Source organism: Chryseobacillus diguaensis, assembly GCF_049220665.1.
In the GTDB taxonomy this organism is placed as follows: domain Bacteria; phylum Bacillota; class Bacilli; order Bacillales; family Bacillaceae; genus Metabacillus_B.
Genome location: NZ_JBMKNV010000006.1, coordinates 161,123 through 178,973 on the forward strand (window position 1 = coordinate 161,123; position 17,851 = coordinate 178,973).

Consider the following 17,851-nt stretch of genomic DNA (forward strand, 5'->3'; position numbering starts at 1 on the left):
TATCCCCTTTCATTTCTCTTCATATCTCAATACTCTCTCTTATGTAAAAATTTCAAGCTTACATTGCTATTCTTTTCCTTTTCTAAAAATCCTTCATGCCTTCCGCAATCTATTCCTTGCATGCAAAAAAACCGCTAGACTGAAGGAAAGCAAGCAGAATACAAAAAAGAAAGGCTATTTCGTTTAAACGGAAGGAACAAGAAAAACAGGTATACAGAAACTCACTCTGCCACCAGCCAGCTCCGCAAATAAGAAAAAGCTCTGGCCATCTTCTCGGCAAAGCTTATAGGGGACTCGACTGACTGGATATGGATATACATGATTTGTGGATTCATAAACAGCCAATGATTATGCAGGGCGCTCACGATCAAATTCTGCTGGACAACTGATGACATAAAGGCGGGGATTTCTTCTTGCAGAAGAGCAATTTCAGCGAGGTTTAATGCATGGCCTCTTGGATCCAGAGATTCAAATACGACGCCAGCCGGCAGCACACTGGTACTCTTTCGTCCTTGAACAGACACGGTAAAATTCCGGTGCAAGGAAACGGAACAGCTGCCTTGATTTACCGTACTTTTTCCTTTCAGGATTGCTGCAAACTGGGCACAGATCGATTCAAAGTTCGTCAACCGGCACACCCCTTTCTTACCAATAGAAGTATGTTAGCCGGCAAAGGTTTATGCTTCATGGCTGCCCAGCCGCTTTCATCCACTGAATGATCATTTCATACAGTCCGCTATGTTTTCTATACATTATTAAGATTCGAAATTTTCGGTTCCCTGCAAATGCACTTAGACGCAAGACTATTTTTCTGTTAGATTCCTTATACGCGCTTCTTGTACGCCATCATGGCAAAGATATAAGCGACCATGATGATGCCAACGCACCATGCAAGAGCAACCCATATTTCATTACCCACTGGCTGATTTGACAGCAGCGATCGAATGGATTCTACGATCGAGGTTACCGGCTGATTTTCGGCAAAGGCGCGTACTGCCCACGGCATTGACTCGGTTGGAACAAACGCTGAGCTGATAAACGGCAGGAAGATGAGGGGGTAGGAAAACGCGCTTACACCGTCGACCGATTTTGCAGACAGTCCGGCAATCGCCGCGATCCAGGTCAAAGCGAGTGTAAACAGCAAGAGTATACCGGCTACGGCGAGCCATGACAGCACCCCTGCCGATGAGCGAAAGCCTATAATGAGCGCTACGAGAATAATGATGACGACAGAAATGGCATTGGATACAAGCGAAGTCAGCACATGCCCCCACAGCACGGTGGAACGCGCAATCGGCATGGAGTGGAACCTCTCAAATATCCCCTTTGACTTATCCAAAAACAGACGGTAAGCCGTATAAGATATCCCACTCGCAATCGCGATCAGCAATATGCCAGGCATCAAGTAGTTCACATAATGATCCGAACCGGTTTTAATGGCACCGCCAAACACATAGACGAACAGCAGCAATAAGGCAATCGGCGTGATGGTGACCGTAATGATGGTGTCCATGCTTCGCAAAATATGGCGCATGGAACGTCCAAGCATAACCCCCATGTCACTGAAAAAATATTTATTCATTATTTTTGCTCCTTTTTATTGATGATTGTGAGGAAGATCTCCTCCAATGAAGGCTGTTTTTCCACATACTCCACCTTTGCCGGCGGAAATAGCTTTTTCAGTTCCTCAAGCGTGCCGTTGGCAATAACCCTGCCCTCATGCAGAATGGCTATTCGATCAGCAAGCTGTTCAGCCTCATCCAAATACTGAGTAGTCAAGAATACCGTCGTACCGCTGTCAGCAAGCTCTTTGACGAGCTTCCAAACCTCGATGCGCGCCTCGGGGTCAAGCCCAGTGGTTGGTTCGTCGAGGAAAATAATCTGTGGTTTTCCGACTAAACTCATAGCAATATCGAGCCTGCGGCGCATACCGCCTGAATAAGTGGACGTCCTCCGTTCAGCGGCCTCTGTCAAACCGAAGCGCTTCAGCAAATCATCCGCAACCTGACGCGGGTGATCAAGGTGCCGCAGTTTGGCAATCATGATCAGATTCTCCCGCCCGGTCAAAACCTCATCCACGGCGGTGAATTGTCCCGTCAGGCTAATCGATTGCCGCACATTGTCAGGCTTTGATACGACATCGAAGCTGTTTACGGAAGCCGTTCCACTGTCCGGTTTGAGCAGCGTAGTGAGGATTCTGACAACTGTTGTCTTGCCCGCTTCGTTGGAACCAAGCAGGGCGAAAATACTCCCCTTTTCGACCACGAAATCCACATCCTTTAAGACATGAAGATCTTTATAGGACTTTTGCAAACCGCTTACTTGAATGGATTGGTTTTGCATACTCTTCCCCTCCTTATATGATCGTAACTTTTGATAAATCAGCTTCTATGCCTTTTAGCGCGGCGTAAGTCAGTTTATCCATCAATGCGCCATCAAAGCGGATGGACTTAATGGCACGGTAATATTTCTTAGAAAAGACACCGCCCTTGAAAGATACATTTTTGAGTGTGGCGCCTTTGAACGAAACATCCTTTAGGCCTGCCTTGTCAAACTTTACGCCGATAAACGTCTGACCGTCCAGAGATAGTCCCGTCAGGTCGGAATATGTGAAGTCCACACCGTCAAAGATACAGTTTTCAAAGATGCTCTTTCTAATATCGGTCGTGGTCAGCATGACATCAGTCAGTGTGACATCTTTGAATTTCACTCCGACAAGCCCCGACTTACTGAAGTTTGTGCGCACAAGGATGGATTTTCTGAAGCTTGAATTCGTAAGATCAAGGGTGGAGAAGTTGCAGTCTGTCAAATTTGCGCTGTCAAAATTAGCTTCACGCACATCGCTTGACTTAAAAGTGCTGCCGGTCAGATCCGCTCCGGAAAAGTCGGAGCCGCGCAATGCGGTTGACACAAATTTTCCTTTATGTGCGGTAACACCCGCGAAGTCACTATTTGATAAGTTGCTCGAGCTGAAGTTTGTGATGACCTGACGTTCCAGTGAGCGGGAGAGGTTGGCAACCTCCAGTACCGTTTGCTCGATGTCGCCAATGCTGTCAATCGTCATCTCTAAGGCTGTTTCATCGTCCTTCCCTTCTTTTTTCAATTCACTGAAACGCTCCTGCAGATCAGAGAGCAGATCAGCCTTTAGCTCGTCAACACTTTTCACTCCATTGTATGGTGCAAAAACGCTTTGTACATATTGGGTTAATTTCTCGTTCATACCATCACTTCTCCTTATAATAATTTTTCTAGTACTCGCTTCGCATTCTCCCAATTTTCTATGTTGCTGGCATAAGCGGACTTGCCCTTTTCGGTAATCCTGAAATATTTACGCCTTCCGCCCTGTGATTCATCACCCCAATACCACTCGATATCACCGTCTGCCTCAAGCCTTCGGACGCTGGAGTACATCGTGGCTTCCTTTAATTCATACTCACCTCCCGAGCGTTCGGCAATCAGCTTAACAATCTCATACCCATAGCGATCAGCTTCAGATAAGATCCGTAAAATCATCGTATCCGTATGGCCGCGAAGCAGGTCGGATGTGATTTTGCTCTTGCTCATCTCATCACCTCCTTACCAATATTATGCAATACATTACTATGACTGTCAAGGTAATATTTTAAATATATTAATTTGATAAAAACACCTATTTTATGCATATGGTTTTTTACATAAAAAAAGCCCCAAATCCGTTGCCGGACGGGACTTTAGAAAAATTCACAGTTTGTATTGCTCTCCTTATCAAAAATGCTTTTCCAATCAATATTCCCCTTTAATCACAAAAAATGAACCGCGAATCGTTCCAGCCAGCTTCGACTTCTGCCTGGCAAACTTAAACTTCCCTTCCAGCTCCTTCGGTATTTCCATCCCTTCGGAAAGCTTAAAGCCGACTGCCCGCTTTTTAGGGTCGTCAACGGTATACATGACGTTAACCGCAAGACCGTCCTCGTAAAAGACATAGGCAAATTTGATATTTTCCACTTGAAAACGCGACGTTTCTAAAGGTTTGGCCGCAAATTCAATATCACGTTCTTTCAAAATCTGGTTCACATAATCGAGTGTTTCCTGGCTTTCGCTGGCCGGCACAACGGTGAATTCATGCTTGTATTTGTTCATAAAGTAGCGGGCTTCATGCGCACGCAAACCAGCAAGCGCTTCTGCAGCAGGTGAAGACTCTAAACCAGCTGTTGATACATTTTTAAAATCAACCACATAGGACATTTTCATTCCTCCTCTTTATTTCCGAACTACCGGGATCCACATTTCACCAAAAGCTGCTCCGTCTCGCTCCCCCATCTCAACTGCCGCATTCGGCCCGCCAACATAGGCAACTTCCTTTGCTTCCGGCAAGGCTTGACCGAAGGCAATCCCAGTAAGCGTGTTACTCAGCTCTTCAGCCGTCTCGCCTTCCCCTTTCACAACCAGGTATTCTCCTTTAGGAAATTGGATCAGTCTGGACTCTCCCGGCACAGAGGCCTTTGTCATGACACCGGCATAATGCATCAGCTTGTTGTTCACTGCTTCATTGACGACAAAGATATACTGATTTTCAGCGATGGCTTTTAAAGCGTCAAGCCTTCCATCTTGTTTGACAGCCTCCCAAAACGCTGCCTTTTCCTTGTTGATGCCGGCATAGTCTGTGTAGTCGCTCTTAAGCTCCGTACCAATCCCTAAAACGGTAAAACTGTCTTTTTCTTCAAGCGTATAATTCGCCATTTTAAACCCTTCCTTCTTTTGTATTTTTCACTTTCTAAGTATATTATAGTCTTAAATCATGTCAAAAAATGAACCTGTTTAGGAGCTTATATGAAAAAAGTTGAACGGATTAATGTGATGATGCGGTATATCAACAACCGCTCTCACTTTACCATTTCTGAAATCATGCGGGAATTTAACATCTCGCGTTCGACCGCCATTCGGGATATTAGAGAAATAGAAGCCATGGGCATGCCGCTTACTGCTGAAGCCGGAAGGGATGGGGGTTATTTTGTTATGACTAACTCTATCCTTCCCAATGTCCGGTTTACTGATAATGAGGTCAAAGCTCTTTTTATTGCTTTTATGGCCACAAGAAACCAGCAGCTTCCCTATCTGAAAAGCCGTCAGTCTTTAGCTGAAAAATTACTTGGACTCATCTCGGAAAACCAGCAGGATGACCTTGTTCTGCTAAATCAGCTCTTGCTTTTTGCAGGGACGAATCCGAATAATCCTGACCTGCTTGAGCTGTCGGATCTCCCACACCCCATATTGGAAAAACTCATTCAAATCCTGCTTTTGGATCGCTATTTATTGATTACCATTGAAGAAGCGAAGGAAATAAAGACTTATCCAATTTATCTCCTGCACCTTTATCATGAAAAAAACCTTTGGCTGATTGAAGGCTTTGACTTAAAGGAAGAAAAGAAAAAAGTTTTCAGTGTCGACAATCTGACCGATGTAAAGTCCTACCCTGCGAAAAAAAGATTAAGTTCAAAAAAGATTTTAGAAAAACTAAGCAAGCAGGAAGAAGAAATCAACCTTGTCCTTGAGCTGGGCCCTAAAGCCATTGCCCAGTTCAAAAAACACCACCCTTTAAAAATTTCCATTTCTTATACGAATCCTTACCAATCCACAGCCATTCTAAAGGCATTTATTGATGTTCATAACCCCGAAGAATTGGCCGAAATAACAAATTGGCTGCTTTTCCTAGGCGGGGATCTCAAGATTAGGGAAATACCTGGAGAAGTCTTGGAAGGTTTAAAAAAGAATCCCCTGATTCACCAAAGCAAAGGCCTAGCTTGAACCTGCGAATCCTTTTCCAATAAGTGCTCCCCGATTGACCTGTTCGTTTGTCATCTGCTTCTTCAAGCGTATTCAGGTATTGGGAAGGAGTCTGGGTTACTTCCACTTTTTGTACTTGATCTTTTGCGGCGCTTGCTTTTATATGAGTAGAGTCGGTCACGATGACTTCTCCCGTCAGTTTTCCTTGTGTCTTTTCTTTACGTCCCATCATAAAAAAACCCCCTAAATAAAAACCGATGTCGAATAATCATTCGACATCGGTTTTAGGAATTCCTATTAGATTGTCAACAGCCCCATGTGCAGCTTTTTTTTTGGATCTATATTCCTTTAAATCGCCAAAAAAGACTTTGAAAATCTCCATTCAAGGAAGCAGGAATGCTTAATCCTGAGTAAGCCAGTTCATCCCCGCCGTATATCTCATCTGTTCCTAAAACCTCATAAGTTCTTTCTGGATCAAGCCCCTCAAGCCGCAGCTTACCAAAAGATGCATTCGGTTCTGCAAGCACTCTGAAGTAAAAGACAGCTGCTTCGGATTTTTCCATATTTACGAAAAGCCATGCCGTTTCATTTCCCTCGAACGGGCTTTTCAGCCTGTAAAAGTCTCCGAATTGCACAAGGTGCCTGATTTCTTTATAAGCAGCAACCTGCTTTTTGACTATCTCTTTTTCAACTTCTGTCAGTTTTGTTAAGTCAAGTTCATAGCCGAAGTTTCCTGACATCGCAGCATCGCCCCTGATATCAAGAGAAGTGAAACGGTGAACCTGGTGATTCGGAACATCTGATACATGAGCTCCCATTGAAATGATCGGGTATACAAGACTTGTGCCATATTGAATCTTCAAGCGGGAGATAGCATCTGTATTATCACTTGCCCATGTCTGCGGCATATAGTAAAGGATACCAGGATCAAAGCGGCCTCCTCCACCTGAACAGCTTTCGAAAAGGATATCTGAGAAAGCAGAAGTGAGTGTTTCCAATATTTCGTAAAGCCCCAGCATATACCGGTGCGCTGTTTCTCTTTGGCGTTCAGCCGGAAGAGCGGCAGATCCGATTTCTGTCATGTGGCGGTTCATATCCCATTTGACATACTGAACAGGCGCACTTGATAAAACATCAGAAATCATCTTTGTCACCGCATCGCGGACTTCTTTTCTCGCAAAATCAAGGACAAGCTGATTTCTGCTTTCCGAGCATGTTCTGTCAGGTACATGAAGACACCAGTCCGGGTGCTTTTTATACAGCTCGCTTTCTGCAGAAACCATCTCCGGTTCTACCCATAGTCCGAATTGCATGCCAAGCTCCTGAACACTGTGAGCTAAGTCATCAAGCCCTTTAGGAAGCTTTTCTTTGTTGACGAACCAGTCTCCGAGTGAGGTTTTGTCATTGTTCCTCTTTCCAAACCAGCCGTCATCCAGCACAAACAGCTCGATGCCAAGCTCTTTCCCTGCCTTTGCAATTTCTGTTATTTTTTCAGCAGTAAAGTCAAAATAAGTGGCTTCCCAGTTGTTGACCAGGATCGGCCTTACTTGATCTCTGAAGCTGCCGCGGACAAGCCTTGTTCTGTATAAATCATGAAATGTCCTCGACATGCCGCCAAGCCCTTCATGAGAATAGACCATAACTGTTTCCGGACACTGAAAGGCTTCTCCTTCTTCAAGCAGCCAGCTGAAATCAAATGGATTTATGCCGATTGAAACACGGGTATTGCTGAATTGATCCACTTCAGCCTGTGCGGTGAAATTCCCGCTGTAGACGAGATTAAATCCGAATACTTCCCCGCTTGTTTCATTCGCGCCCTTTCGAAGAAGCGCCATAAACGGATTTTGCTGGTGGCTGCTTGCTCCCCTTCTGCTTTCTACAGCCTGAAGACCAGGACGAAGAACATGCCTTTCAACATGGCGTTCTCTTCCCCACGCACCTGACAACTGAAGTAAATCAAAGTCAGAATCCCGGAAATCAACATTTGTACTTAATGCTCTCAGAAGACGAACCGGATGTTTTCCTTCATTGATTAAGCGCACGGAACGGGTGATCACATTTCTTTCATGAAAAACCGTGTAGGAAAGAACTGCTGCAATACCAGCTATCTGATCTCTTAATGTAATTTCGAGCGTTTCCGCTTCATTGTCTTCTTCGGTGTAAACAGCCGGAAGACCATCAAGCTTAGGCTTTCCATTTCGGATCATATGGGAAGCATACCTTAAATCCGTTACCGTTGTGCCATTATCAAGCTGTACCTGATAGGCAGGCGTTCTGAAGTCTGTATTTCCGTACCCAGGATATTCCTGAGGAAGTGTATCAAGCGAAAAGGTGCGGTCCTTTGCTGTTGACGGATTTCCTGAAAAAGCTCTGTCTGCAAATTGCAGTTCGTTCGAATGCCGGTAATTTTTTGTTTTTCTTCCCCAGTATAGGTGAGCCAGATATCCCTCTCCATATACCTGCAGGACGTAGCTTGTGTTTTTTCCCTGCAGGTGAAAAAGCTGCTGTTTTTCATCAAAATAAATTCCCATGCTGTTTCAACCCCATTACTTTAAAATTGCTGTCGTCTTGATTGGATCTCTTATTTGATAGCTCCTCTTAATACACCGCCGATAATCCACTTTTGGGCAAAAACATAAACGATGACCATTGGAGAGAGGGCTAGGATATAAGATGCAAACGCAAGATTGTAATCTGTTCCGAATTCTGACTGGAAAATATACTGCACAAGCGGCAAAGTCGAATCTGCAGGATCATTCAATATGATGAGCGGCAGCATAAAGTCGTTCCATGACCAAAGACACGTCAGAATTGCAATAGTCGCATTAATCGGTGTCAGGAGCGGAAAGATGACTCTCCAGAAAACACCCCATGTGCTGCAGCCATCGACAATGGCTGCTTCCTCAAGCTCTATTGGAATGGAGCGGATATAACCTACATAAATGAAGGTATTAAACGCCATACCATACACAATGTAAAGAAAGATCAGGCCGCCGGGATTTGTCATGCCGAGACCAGATGTCAGCTTTACAACCGGCAGCATGATAATTGGAAACGGAATGAACAGGGCACCGATAAAATAATAGTAAAGTCCTTTGAAAAACTTCTTGTGAAGGTTTCGTGCTATAGCATACGCCACCATAGAATTTGTCAGGACTGTAAAAACAACAGTAACGACTGTAATGAAGGCACTGTTCTTAAAAGCAGAGAAAAAGTTTGTAACCTCGATCGCTTTCGCAAAGTTTTCAAAATGAAGCCCCAGGGGAATCGAAAGAACGGAATTCGCTGTTTCTTCAGGGGTTTTCAGAGCTATCGAAATTGCAATATAAAGAGGAAAAAGGATACATAAGGAGCCTAATGCAATCAGGGTCGTCACTGGCCAATTTATTCTCAGTTTCATTACATATCAATCTCCCTTTTTTGCAGTACTTTGATCTGAAAGACAGAAACAAGCATGATGACAATAAAGTAAATAACAGAGTTAGCTGACTGATAGGCAAATTCTCCACCCTGGAAGCCTCCCTTATAAATAAGAAGGGAAATAGACTGAGTTGAGTCGCCAGGTCCGCCGCCTGTTAATGCGATAACGTGATCAAAGACCATTAGAAAGTTCTTCATCGCAAGCACCATATTGATAGTGAAAAACGGGGCAATCATTGGGAACGTCACCTTCCAGAATTCCTGCCATTTGTTTGCTCCGTCAAGTGCTGACGCCTCGTACAGCTCCTGCGGCACCGTCTGCAGTCCAGATAAGTACAAAATGACGTTCAATGCACAAGCTTGCCATACTGCCACAATGACAATCCCGATCCAAGCAAGGTTTTCACTTCCGAGAATGTTAACGGACAGAAAACCAATATGAAGCTTATCTCCCATTTGAGGCACAACATTGGCGAAAATGTAGTTAAAAATAAAGCCGACAATCAGTACGCCAAGAACATTCGGCAAAAAGTAAACCGCACGGAAGAAATTTTTGAATTTAATCCTGGCATTCAGCCCCATGGCGATCAGGAGACTTAACACATTGACCAAAATGGTTGAGACAATTGCAAATTTGAAGGTAAACAAATAAGAGTTTAAGATATTGAAATCTTTAAAGAGATTGAGGTAATTTTTCAAACCGACAAAGTCATATTTCAAGCTTAGTCCATCCCAATTTGTAAAGGAATAGAATACCCCCTGCAGGGCCGGGAAGGTATGAAAAGCAAAAAACAGGAGGACCGCTGGCAGGGTCATTAAATAGAAAGCCAGATTTTTGCTTTTTACCCTCCTCCGCTTTTCTTTTATTTTCACTGCCGGTATGCTGCCTGGTGTCTGCAGGACAAGAGGTTCTTTCTTCAACTGTGTTCACTCCCTTTGTTAAAAAGCGCTAGGCGGCAGATTGTCTGCGGCAAGCACAAGTGTGGCTTGGCTTATTACCTAGGCTGGATTCATACTTAAGGTGCAGAAAGGTTATACATGGTACCGTTTTAAAAAAGGAGAAACCGGGGAGCCCCCATTTCTCCTCTTGATCTTTACTTCCGGTCTTTCACTTTTGCCCATTCTGTATCAAGCTTCGTCAAGTATTGATCCGCATTCTTATTCATAGCGAGCACTTGAAGCTGCTTTTCAAGGCCTACCGCAATTGGTACATAGTGATCAGGGAAGTCCGTCACAGCGCCTTTCGCGAACGCTTCTTTTAAGCCTTCAAGAGAAGGATCCTCCTGTGTGATGCCATTTTTGGCAGAGAACGCATTTTGCTCTTTTAAGTATTCTTTTGCTGTTGCATCAGATGTCAGGTAATTGATCCACTTTTGCGCTTCTGCTTTATGCTTTGTTGTAGAAGATAACGCAATCAGCACGTCTACACCTGAAACAACTTTGGATTCACCAGGAGTATTGGTCACAGGGTATGGGAAAACGCCGAGATCAATGTTCGGATTCGCCTTTTTGATTTCCGGAATAGCCCAGATTCCCTGCAGATACATCGCTGATCCGCCTTTTGCAAACGCGGTGTTTCCGTCGTTGTACGCTTTACCGTTTTGGTCTTTATGCCCGTAATTCATTAATGTCAAAAACTTATCAACCGCTTCTTTATGGCCCTCTTTAAAGGTTGTACTTCCACTGTTCAGATCTTTAAAGAAGCTGTCTCCTTCTGTGTTTGCAGAAAGAACGTTGTAGGATGGAAGCGTTGTCCATGCATCCTTAAAGGTGAAGTAGAACGGAATTTTTCCGGCAGCTTTCACTTTCTCAGCTGCTGCGATAAACTCATCCCATGTTTTCGGCACTTCAAGTCCCAGTTCTTTAAAGATGGTTTTATTGTAAATAACTGCATCCGCATTCGCTGCATACGGAATGCCGTATACTTCTTTCAAACCCGTAATATCCTTCAGCATTTGCACATAGGCAGGTTTAATGTCCTTTAAGTTCTCGTCCTTAGACATATCCTGGAAAGCACCCGCATGAGAAAGCTCTGAGAAGGAAGAATTTCCTCCCATTGCGACAACATCGGGAAGATCGCGTTTCGCCATACGTGTTTTCAGCACTGTCTCTGCATCAGGCGGATTGGACTGAACGACATCAATTTTTGGATTTTCTTTTTCAAACTTCGCGATTAGCTTGTCAAATGTTCCTTTTGCTTCTGATTTATATTGGAAAAACTCAATTTTTACCTTTCCATCCCCTGAAGTTCCCTCACTGCTGCACCCGGCAAGTCCAGTCAATGTTAAGGCGCCAGCCACCAATACTGCTAATGATTTCTTCATCCCTGTTTCCCCCTTCGGTTTTTTGTAAACGCTTACTCACACCTCTATAAAAACCCCTATGAATCTATAAATACAGCTGCTTTCTTTGAATCAGCACGTAAAGCACTGATCACCTCCCTTAATGGTTAACTTTATTCTTCCCTTGCCTTGCAGCTTTCCCTCACGATCAGCTCTGTTCCGAGGATCGCATTCATTGGAATTTTCCTGCCGTTCAGCCTGTCCCATAACAGCTTCACAGCTGTCTTGCCCATTTCATCCGCATGAATTTTGACGGTTGTCAGCGGCGGATTTAAAAATTCAGCTGCTTCAATATCATCAAAGCTGACGAGTGAGACGTCCTCAGGAACGCTTATACCTGCTTCATGCAAAGCTCTTTGCGCACCGATGACCATCGGATCACTGGCGATCACAAAAGCACTTGGCAGTTTCCCTCTTTCAATCGCCTGCTTCATCATCTGATATCCGCCGTTTGGACCCCATTCTCCAATCAGCACATTTTCCGGCTTATGTAAGCCTTTCTCAGTCATCAATTTTTCAAACGTTCTTTTGCGGATATCATCTACTTCATAGAGGATCTTATCATCATCAATGCTCTTAACATCATCGAAGCCTCCAATGAAGCCGATTTCTCGATGGTTTAAATGGATCAGCCACTGCAGGACATCCTCTGTCGCTTTTCCAAGGTCTGCTGCAACTACATCATAAGACCCGTTATGCTCCTGATGATTAACAAAAACAAGATGATCATTTTTCGAGTAAATTTCTTTAATGGAATCAAGATCTACCCCGCCAACCACAATCAAGCCATCCAAATAGTTCAAGTCTGAAGCCGCTTCCATTTTTCCTGCTCTGATCGTCTCTGCGACATTCATTGAAAGCTGCTGACAAGCAAGCTCGATGCCAAGTCGGATAGAAAGGAAATAGGGATCATTTACTTCTTCTTCCTGAGACAAAGCAGAAATCAAGCCAATCTGAACGGTTTGCTTTTCACTATTTCCGTTGTTTCTAGAGCTTCTCTGACGAGATGGCTTATAGTTCAGCTCCTCTTTTACCTCAAGCACCCGTTTTCTGGTATCCTCTGTAACAGAGAGCGTTTGATCGTTGTTAAGGATTCTAGATACTGTTGCTGTAGATACTTTAGCTTTATTGGCTATATCTCTTATCGTTATCATCACATCACCCTGACTAGTTAACTTAACTTGTTAATTTTAGTTAATTTAACTAAATGTTAACTTTAATATAGCAGGGGCATAACGATAAAACAACCTATATTTTCAAATTTTTTGATAATTTTGGTTGTTACCAAGAATAATCAGACAGTTAACTTAACTAAATTTAGGTAAAATAGACAGATATCCACACTTGAGTAAATCTCCCCATAAATTGATTAACTCTTATAGAAGAAATTTACCATTTTTATATTTTCAGAAAATTTTTTTAATCTATCGATGACATTCTGATAGGATAAATGTTGTAATGACAGTGACTTTTTCGGACCCTGCCAAAAAAATTCGAAAGGACTGAACATCTTGGGGAAAAGTGTGAGGATTTTCAAAAGGCTTTGGCTCGGACTATTGTGTTTAAGTCTAACAGGTTTATTGCTCAATTCAATTGGAACGAATCAGGCAAATGCAGAGGGAAAAGCCTCACGGACAAGCCATGCTGCAAAACAGAAACTCGTTAAGCTCGAGAAAGAATTTGATGCCAGGCTTGGCGTCTATGCTTTTGATACGGGCACAAAAAAGATGATCACTTACCGGGCAGATGAGCGTTTCCCTTTCGCATCAACCTATAAGGCTCTTGCTGCAGGAGCAGTGCTTCAGCAAAAATCGCTGTCACAATTAGACGAAGTCATTCACTATACAAAAAATGATCTCGTTACTTACTCGCCAATTACAGAGAAGCATGTGGATACCGGAATGACCTTGAAGGAAATCTGCGATGCCGCAATCCGCTACAGTGACAATACAGCGGGAAATCTCTTATTTCAGCAGCTCGGAGGTCCTGACGGATTTGAAAATGCCATGAGACAAATTGGAGACAGGGTCATCGAGTCGGATCGCTTGGAGACAGATTTGAACGAAGCCCTACCTGGAGATATCCGTGACACAAGCACCCCAAGAGCACTCGCAAAGAGCCTTAAGGCTTTCGCAGCCGATAACGTTCTTACTGCCGACAAGAGGACATTACTTACTGATTGGATGAAAGGAAATACGACTGGGGATCATACGATTCGTGCAGGTGTTCCAAAAGGCTGGGTAGTTGGCGACAAAACTGGAACAGGAAGCTACGGAACGAGAAATGATATTGCCGTCATTTGGCCGCCGAATCGCGCTCCCATTGTGATGGCTATTTTGTCTACAAAGGATGCGAAGGATGCTGCTCCTGATGATGCATTAATTGCACAGGCTGCTAAAATCGTATTTAAGGCCCTCAAGTAAGTTATGGAGTTTAGATAATAACGCGATTTTAACTATTAAAGAAGAACAATAAAAGGGACCGACAATGGTCCCTTTTATGCTCTTCTTTGTTCAAAATAACCTTGCATCTTACCCAAAAGAATTATCTTAAAATATGTCAATAAAATCCACTTTTATCTACCTGTTTTTTAGGCAGTAGGATACCCGGGATATTTTACAACGGGCCATTTCTCCTTGCGTAGAGAATGAGCAATTCTGATCCGACATTTAAGTTGCTCTTAACTAATTCTTTAGGAGTCAGTGCCATCCATTGATTTAGCGATACATCTTCAAAGCGGCTGCTTTTGAACATCTCTAAAATCCATAATGTTTCGGTACCGGTGTTTTGAATATAGTGTCCAGCAGCAAAGGGTACATATCCGACATCGCCAGCTCTATAATCAAATGTACCAGCTGTACCGTTTCCAGTAAATACTGTCATTCGCCCTTGTCCGGTAAGGTAATACTGCCACTCATCGTTATTGGGATGCCAATGAAGCTCTCTCATTGCACCTGGCTCAATCTCAACGAGTGCTGCTGCGATTGTTTGTGAAATTGGGAAGTTAGAAGAGTCTACAATTCGTGCGCTGCCGCCAGGAGTTTTAATTGGTGTTTGTTTCAACAGCTCGTGCTTGAAAGTTAAAGGAACTTCTCCGTAGGGTGACTGGACTTTTTGACTTTCCAGTGAACCTGGTACCTCCCCTTGATAGATATAGACCTGTTTAGAAGGAATGGAGTTAAAAGCACTCTCTGGTACTCCGAAATTGGCAGACAGAACATCTTTTTGGGTATGCGCAAACCAATCGGAGATCGATAAAGTGGAAAGATCGGAAAAGTTTCCGTCATCAAAAACGAGCAGAAATTCACAATGGTCCAGCCCTTGAATAGAATGCGGGATGCCTGGCGGGAAGTACCAAATATCTCCCGGTCCGATGTCGGCAATAAAATTTCGTCCTTGTTGATCAACCGTAGTTATGCGTGCCCTTCCTAACAGCATATAGGACCATTCTGCTTGTTTATGCCAATGGAGTTCACGTATTCCGCCTGCGTTTAAACTCATATTTACTCCTGCAAGGGTGGTTGCTATAGGAAGTTCCCTCACCGTGATTTCACGGGACCATCCACCGTGTTTTAATATCATAGAAGTATCTGAGAATGAGAATTTTAAGTTTGGGAGCAAGCCCGCATCCGTAATCGGCGGGACGAGCATATCGGGATTTTGAAGATCCCGCATAATATTACGCGGTCCGGAGTCAATCCCCCCAGCTCCGTCACTTCGAATTGGCTGAGGTATATTTCCCCCCGATTGATGTAAGGTTCGTTTTTCCATCACTGCACTCCTCATTATATGCGTTATTCATCGAAATCCTTTTTCATAGGGTATGACTTGGGCTTCGAATGGTTACTGTGCCAGTTTCCAGGATGAAAAATATCAAACTATTGTAAATTTCCCTAAGCTGTGCTATTTTAATTGTGTAACCGGTTACATATCAGAGGTGAAAGCATTGATAAAAATTAAAGATGTTGCAATAGAGGCTGGTGTATCCGTTGCAACAGTTTCCCGAGTTTTAAATAATAACGGTTATGTGCATGAAGATACTAGGAAACTCGTAAATGATGCGATTCAGCAATTAAATTACAAACCAAATGAAGTGGCCCGATCCCTTTATAAGAAAAAATCAAGATTGATTGGACTGCTGCTCCCTGATATCCGTAACCCCTTTTTCCCTGAGCTTGCCCGCGGTGTAGAGGACGAGATGCAGGAACAGGGCTTTCGGCTGATGATCGGCAATGCAGATGAAATGCCTGCAAAAGAATCCGAGTACATTGAAACCTTCATCCAAAACAATGTCATTGGAATTATCTCTGCTACTAGCCACGGTGACAGAGATCACTATAACAACCTCTCACTGCCAATTGTCTTTCTGGACCGTGTTTCAAATCATCATCCTTCCGTATATGCAAATGGTGTGGAAGGCGGAAAAATCGCAGCAAAAGTGCTCCTTAAAAGAGGCAGTCAAACGATTACCGTTCTAAGAGGCCCGGCAGATCTTCCTACCGCCCAGGATCGTTTCAGAGGCGCCATCGATGAATTGTCACATTCAAACGCAAAAGTGAATGTCATGAGCACAACCTCTTTTTCTTTTGAAGAAGCTCAGAAGTGGGCTCACGAATTGTTCGAGGAATTCCCTGAAACAGATGGCGTCATTGCCAGCAACGACATAGTGGCGGCAGCTGTTTTGCATGAAGCCCACCGTCTTGGAAAATCACTTCCTGAAGATCTTCAGATTATCGGCTTTGACGATATTCCGTTATCCAGTCTTTTATTCCCGCCTCTTTCAACCATCAGGCAGCCTGCCTACGATATGGGGAAGGAAGCGGCTAAGCTGTTAATCAAGCTGATTCAAAACGAACCTGTCAGTCAAAAAAACATTCAGATGCCTGTCACCTTTATTGAAAGGCAAACCACGAGAAAGGAAGAGTGAAATGGCTAAAATCACAGTAATCGGAAGTGCCTCAATGGACCTTGTCGTCGAAGCGAAAAAACGCCCGGCCATCGGGGAAACCATTATGGGAGAATCCTTTAAAACGGTTCCCGGCGGAAAAGGCGCGAATCAGGCAGTAGCAGCAGCCCGGCTTGGCGCAGACGTCACGATGATTGGATGTGTCGGAGATGACGCATTCGGAGAACAGATCCTGGCGAATTTAAAGGAAAACGGCGTTCGTACCGAATATATGAAACCGGTTACACATGCAGAAAGCGGAACCGCTCATATAACGTTAGCCGAAGGAGACAACAGCATCATTGTAGTTAAAGGAGCGAATCAATACGTGCTCCCTTCGCTTGTTGAAAAAGCGCTGGATGTTGTTCGCGAGTCGGATATGGTGCTCATTCAGCAGGAGATTCCAGAAGAAACAGTTGAGTACGTCAGCGAAATTTGCGATAAGGTTAACATCCCGCTCCTTTTGAATCCTGCTCCTGCCCGTCCAGTCAGTGAAAAAGTGCTAAAGCAAGCTGCCTACCTGACTCCGAATGAATCAGAGGCAAACGTTATCTTCGAAAAAATTTCGATTACCGATGCACTAAAGCAGTTTCCAAACAAACTGCTGATCACAGAAGGCAGCAAGGGTGCCCGTTTCTATAATGGCATGGAAGAAATGACCGTTCCTTCCTTTAAGGTTGAAGCTGTTGATACAACAGGAGCCGGCGATACCTTCAATGCCGGATTTGCCGTTGCGATCTCAGAAGGGATGAGCCTTGAAGAAAGCATCCGGTTTGCCAATCGCGCTGCCTCCCTTTCAGTTACGAAGTTCGGAGCACAAGGCGGAATGCCAACACGAGCTGAAGTAGAAAAGGAGCTGTGAAAAATGAAAAGACACGGGATACTCAACAGCAATATAGCCAAGGTACTCTCTGACTTTGGCCACACCGACACCATTGTGATCGCGGATGCCGGTCTGCCTGTTCCAGACGGTGTTCATAAAATTGACCTTGCCCTCACAGCCGGAACGCCATCCTTTCAAGATGTCGTCCATGCCGTGGCATCAGATATGGTCATTGAAAAAGTAACCATTGCTTCTGAGATCGAACATGCCAACCCTGCTGCAAAAGCCTTTTTAGACTCTTTTTTTACAAATACCGATATCGAAACAGTTTCTCATGAAGAATTGAAGCGCCTTTCAAAAGACGTGAAGGCTATTATCCGAACAGGTGAAATCACACCTTATGCCAATTGTATTTTACATGCAGGTGTAATCTTTTAAGGCTCTTTTCTTAAACTTTGTTGCTCATGATCCTATATTTCGTTCAACAAACCAGCTATAAGGCAAGAACTTTAAGAAAAGATGCCCCGAAGCTAGACTAAACGGGTGATAAAGGCTTTT

18 protein-coding genes and 1 pseudogene are annotated in these 17,851 nt (G+C 43.9%); 5 read left to right on the plus strand and 14 right to left on the minus strand.

The annotated features are described in order from the left end of the window. Positions 1-221: 221 nt before the first annotated feature. From ACOT8F_RS11945 to ACOT8F_RS11975, 7 genes are all read right to left on the minus strand, one after another. Positions 222-629 (minus strand): DUF1259 domain-containing protein, encoded by a 408-nt coding sequence (locus tag ACOT8F_RS11945; protein WP_421652137.1) that lies wholly within the window; start codon positions 627-629, stop codon positions 222-224. Positions 630-823: 194 nt separating this feature from the next. Then, entirely contained in the window at positions 824-1,582 is a 759-nt protein-coding gene (locus ACOT8F_RS11950; protein WP_421652138.1) for an ABC transporter permease, read from the minus strand. Further along, positions 1,582-2,343 (minus strand): ABC transporter ATP-binding protein, encoded by a 762-nt coding sequence (locus ACOT8F_RS11955; protein ID WP_421652139.1) that lies wholly within the window; start codon positions 2,341-2,343, stop codon positions 1,582-1,584. The genes ACOT8F_RS11950 and ACOT8F_RS11955 overlap by 1 nt, the downstream gene beginning before the upstream one ends. Positions 2,344-2,356: 13 nt before the next feature. Next, positions 2,357-3,220, minus strand: coding sequence for a pentapeptide repeat-containing protein (locus ACOT8F_RS11960; protein ID WP_421652140.1), 864 nt, complete (start codon positions 3,218-3,220; stop codon positions 2,357-2,359). A 14-nt stretch (positions 3,221-3,234) separates the two neighbouring features. Then, a complete protein-coding gene (locus ACOT8F_RS11965) occupies positions 3,235-3,564 on the minus strand; it encodes a PadR family transcriptional regulator (RefSeq protein ID WP_421652141.1) in 330 nt (109 codons plus the stop codon). A gap of 198 nt (positions 3,565-3,762) precedes the next feature. Next, entirely contained in the window at positions 3,763-4,224 is a 462-nt protein-coding gene (locus ACOT8F_RS11970) for a DUF8821 family protein (RefSeq protein WP_421652142.1), read from the minus strand. Between the two features lie 15 nt (positions 4,225-4,239). Then, positions 4,240-4,719: a GyrI-like domain-containing protein gene (locus tag ACOT8F_RS11975; protein WP_421652143.1), complete on the minus strand. Its 480-nt coding sequence runs from the start codon at positions 4,717-4,719 to the stop codon at positions 4,240-4,242. Between the two features lie 90 nt (positions 4,720-4,809). Here ACOT8F_RS11975 and ACOT8F_RS11980 point away from each other — a divergent pair, with 90 nt between their 5' ends. Continuing rightward, on the plus strand, positions 4,810-5,784 hold the full coding sequence (locus ACOT8F_RS11980) for a helix-turn-helix transcriptional regulator (RefSeq protein WP_421652144.1): 975 nt from the start codon (positions 4,810-4,812) through the stop codon (positions 5,782-5,784). On the opposite strand, the gene ACOT8F_RS11985 is transcribed toward ACOT8F_RS11980, so the two are convergent. The 6 genes from ACOT8F_RS11985 to ACOT8F_RS12010 all read right to left on the minus strand — a co-directional run bounded on the left by ACOT8F_RS11985 (position 5,708) and on the right by ACOT8F_RS12010 (position 12,679). Next, on the minus strand, positions 5,708-5,995 hold the full coding sequence (locus tag ACOT8F_RS11985; RefSeq protein WP_421652145.1) for a hypothetical protein: 288 nt from the start codon (positions 5,993-5,995) through the stop codon (positions 5,708-5,710). The genes ACOT8F_RS11980 and ACOT8F_RS11985 overlap by 77 nt on opposite strands. Positions 5,996-6,101: 106 nt before the next feature. Next, entirely contained in the window at positions 6,102-8,294 is a 2,193-nt protein-coding gene (locus ACOT8F_RS11990) for an alpha-galactosidase (protein ID WP_421652146.1), read from the minus strand. A gap of 50 nt (positions 8,295-8,344) precedes the next feature. After that, on the minus strand, positions 8,345-9,163 hold the full coding sequence (locus tag ACOT8F_RS11995; protein ID WP_421652147.1) for a carbohydrate ABC transporter permease: 819 nt from the start codon (positions 9,161-9,163) through the stop codon (positions 8,345-8,347). Continuing rightward, positions 9,163-9,999 (minus strand): carbohydrate ABC transporter permease, encoded by an 837-nt coding sequence (locus ACOT8F_RS12000; RefSeq protein WP_421652190.1) that lies wholly within the window; start codon positions 9,997-9,999, stop codon positions 9,163-9,165. The genes ACOT8F_RS11995 and ACOT8F_RS12000 overlap by 1 nt, the downstream gene beginning before the upstream one ends. Positions 10,000-10,277: 278 nt before the next feature. Beyond that, a complete protein-coding gene (locus tag ACOT8F_RS12005) occupies positions 10,278-11,507 on the minus strand; it encodes an ABC transporter substrate-binding protein (protein WP_421652148.1) in 1,230 nt (409 codons plus the stop codon). A gap of 131 nt (positions 11,508-11,638) precedes the next feature. Further along, positions 11,639-12,679 (minus strand): LacI family DNA-binding transcriptional regulator, encoded by a 1,041-nt coding sequence (locus ACOT8F_RS12010; RefSeq protein WP_421652149.1) that lies wholly within the window; start codon positions 12,677-12,679, stop codon positions 11,639-11,641. 402 nt (positions 12,680-13,081) lie between these two features. Between ACOT8F_RS12010 and bla the strand changes: the two genes are divergently transcribed. Continuing rightward, complete coding sequence (gene bla, locus ACOT8F_RS12015; protein ID WP_421652191.1) at positions 13,082-13,948, plus strand: class A beta-lactamase; 867 nt, start codon at positions 13,082-13,084, stop codon at positions 13,946-13,948. A gap of 167 nt (positions 13,949-14,115) precedes the next feature. On the opposite strand, the pseudogene ACOT8F_RS12020 reads toward bla, so the two are convergent. Further along, positions 14,116-15,296: pseudogene (locus ACOT8F_RS12020) on the minus strand (oxalate decarboxylase family bicupin). A gap of 175 nt (positions 15,297-15,471) precedes the next feature. Between ACOT8F_RS12020 and ACOT8F_RS12025 the strand changes: the two are divergent. From ACOT8F_RS12025 to rbsD, 3 genes are read left to right on the plus strand one after another with little or no spacing between them, the layout of a single operon-like run. Beyond that, the gene (locus tag ACOT8F_RS12025) at positions 15,472-16,452 is read left to right on the plus strand and encodes a LacI family DNA-binding transcriptional regulator (protein WP_421652150.1); all 981 of its coding nucleotides are present in this window, start codon (positions 15,472-15,474) and stop codon (positions 16,450-16,452) included. A 1-nt stretch (position 16,453) separates the two neighbouring features. Next, entirely contained in the window at positions 16,454-17,332 is an 879-nt protein-coding gene (gene rbsK, locus ACOT8F_RS12030; RefSeq protein WP_421652151.1) for a ribokinase, read from the plus strand. A gap of 3 nt (positions 17,333-17,335) precedes the next feature. Beyond that, complete coding sequence (gene rbsD, locus ACOT8F_RS12035) at positions 17,336-17,731, plus strand: D-ribose pyranase (RefSeq protein ID WP_421652152.1); 396 nt, start codon at positions 17,336-17,338, stop codon at positions 17,729-17,731. Positions 17,732-17,851 lie beyond the last annotated feature (120 nt).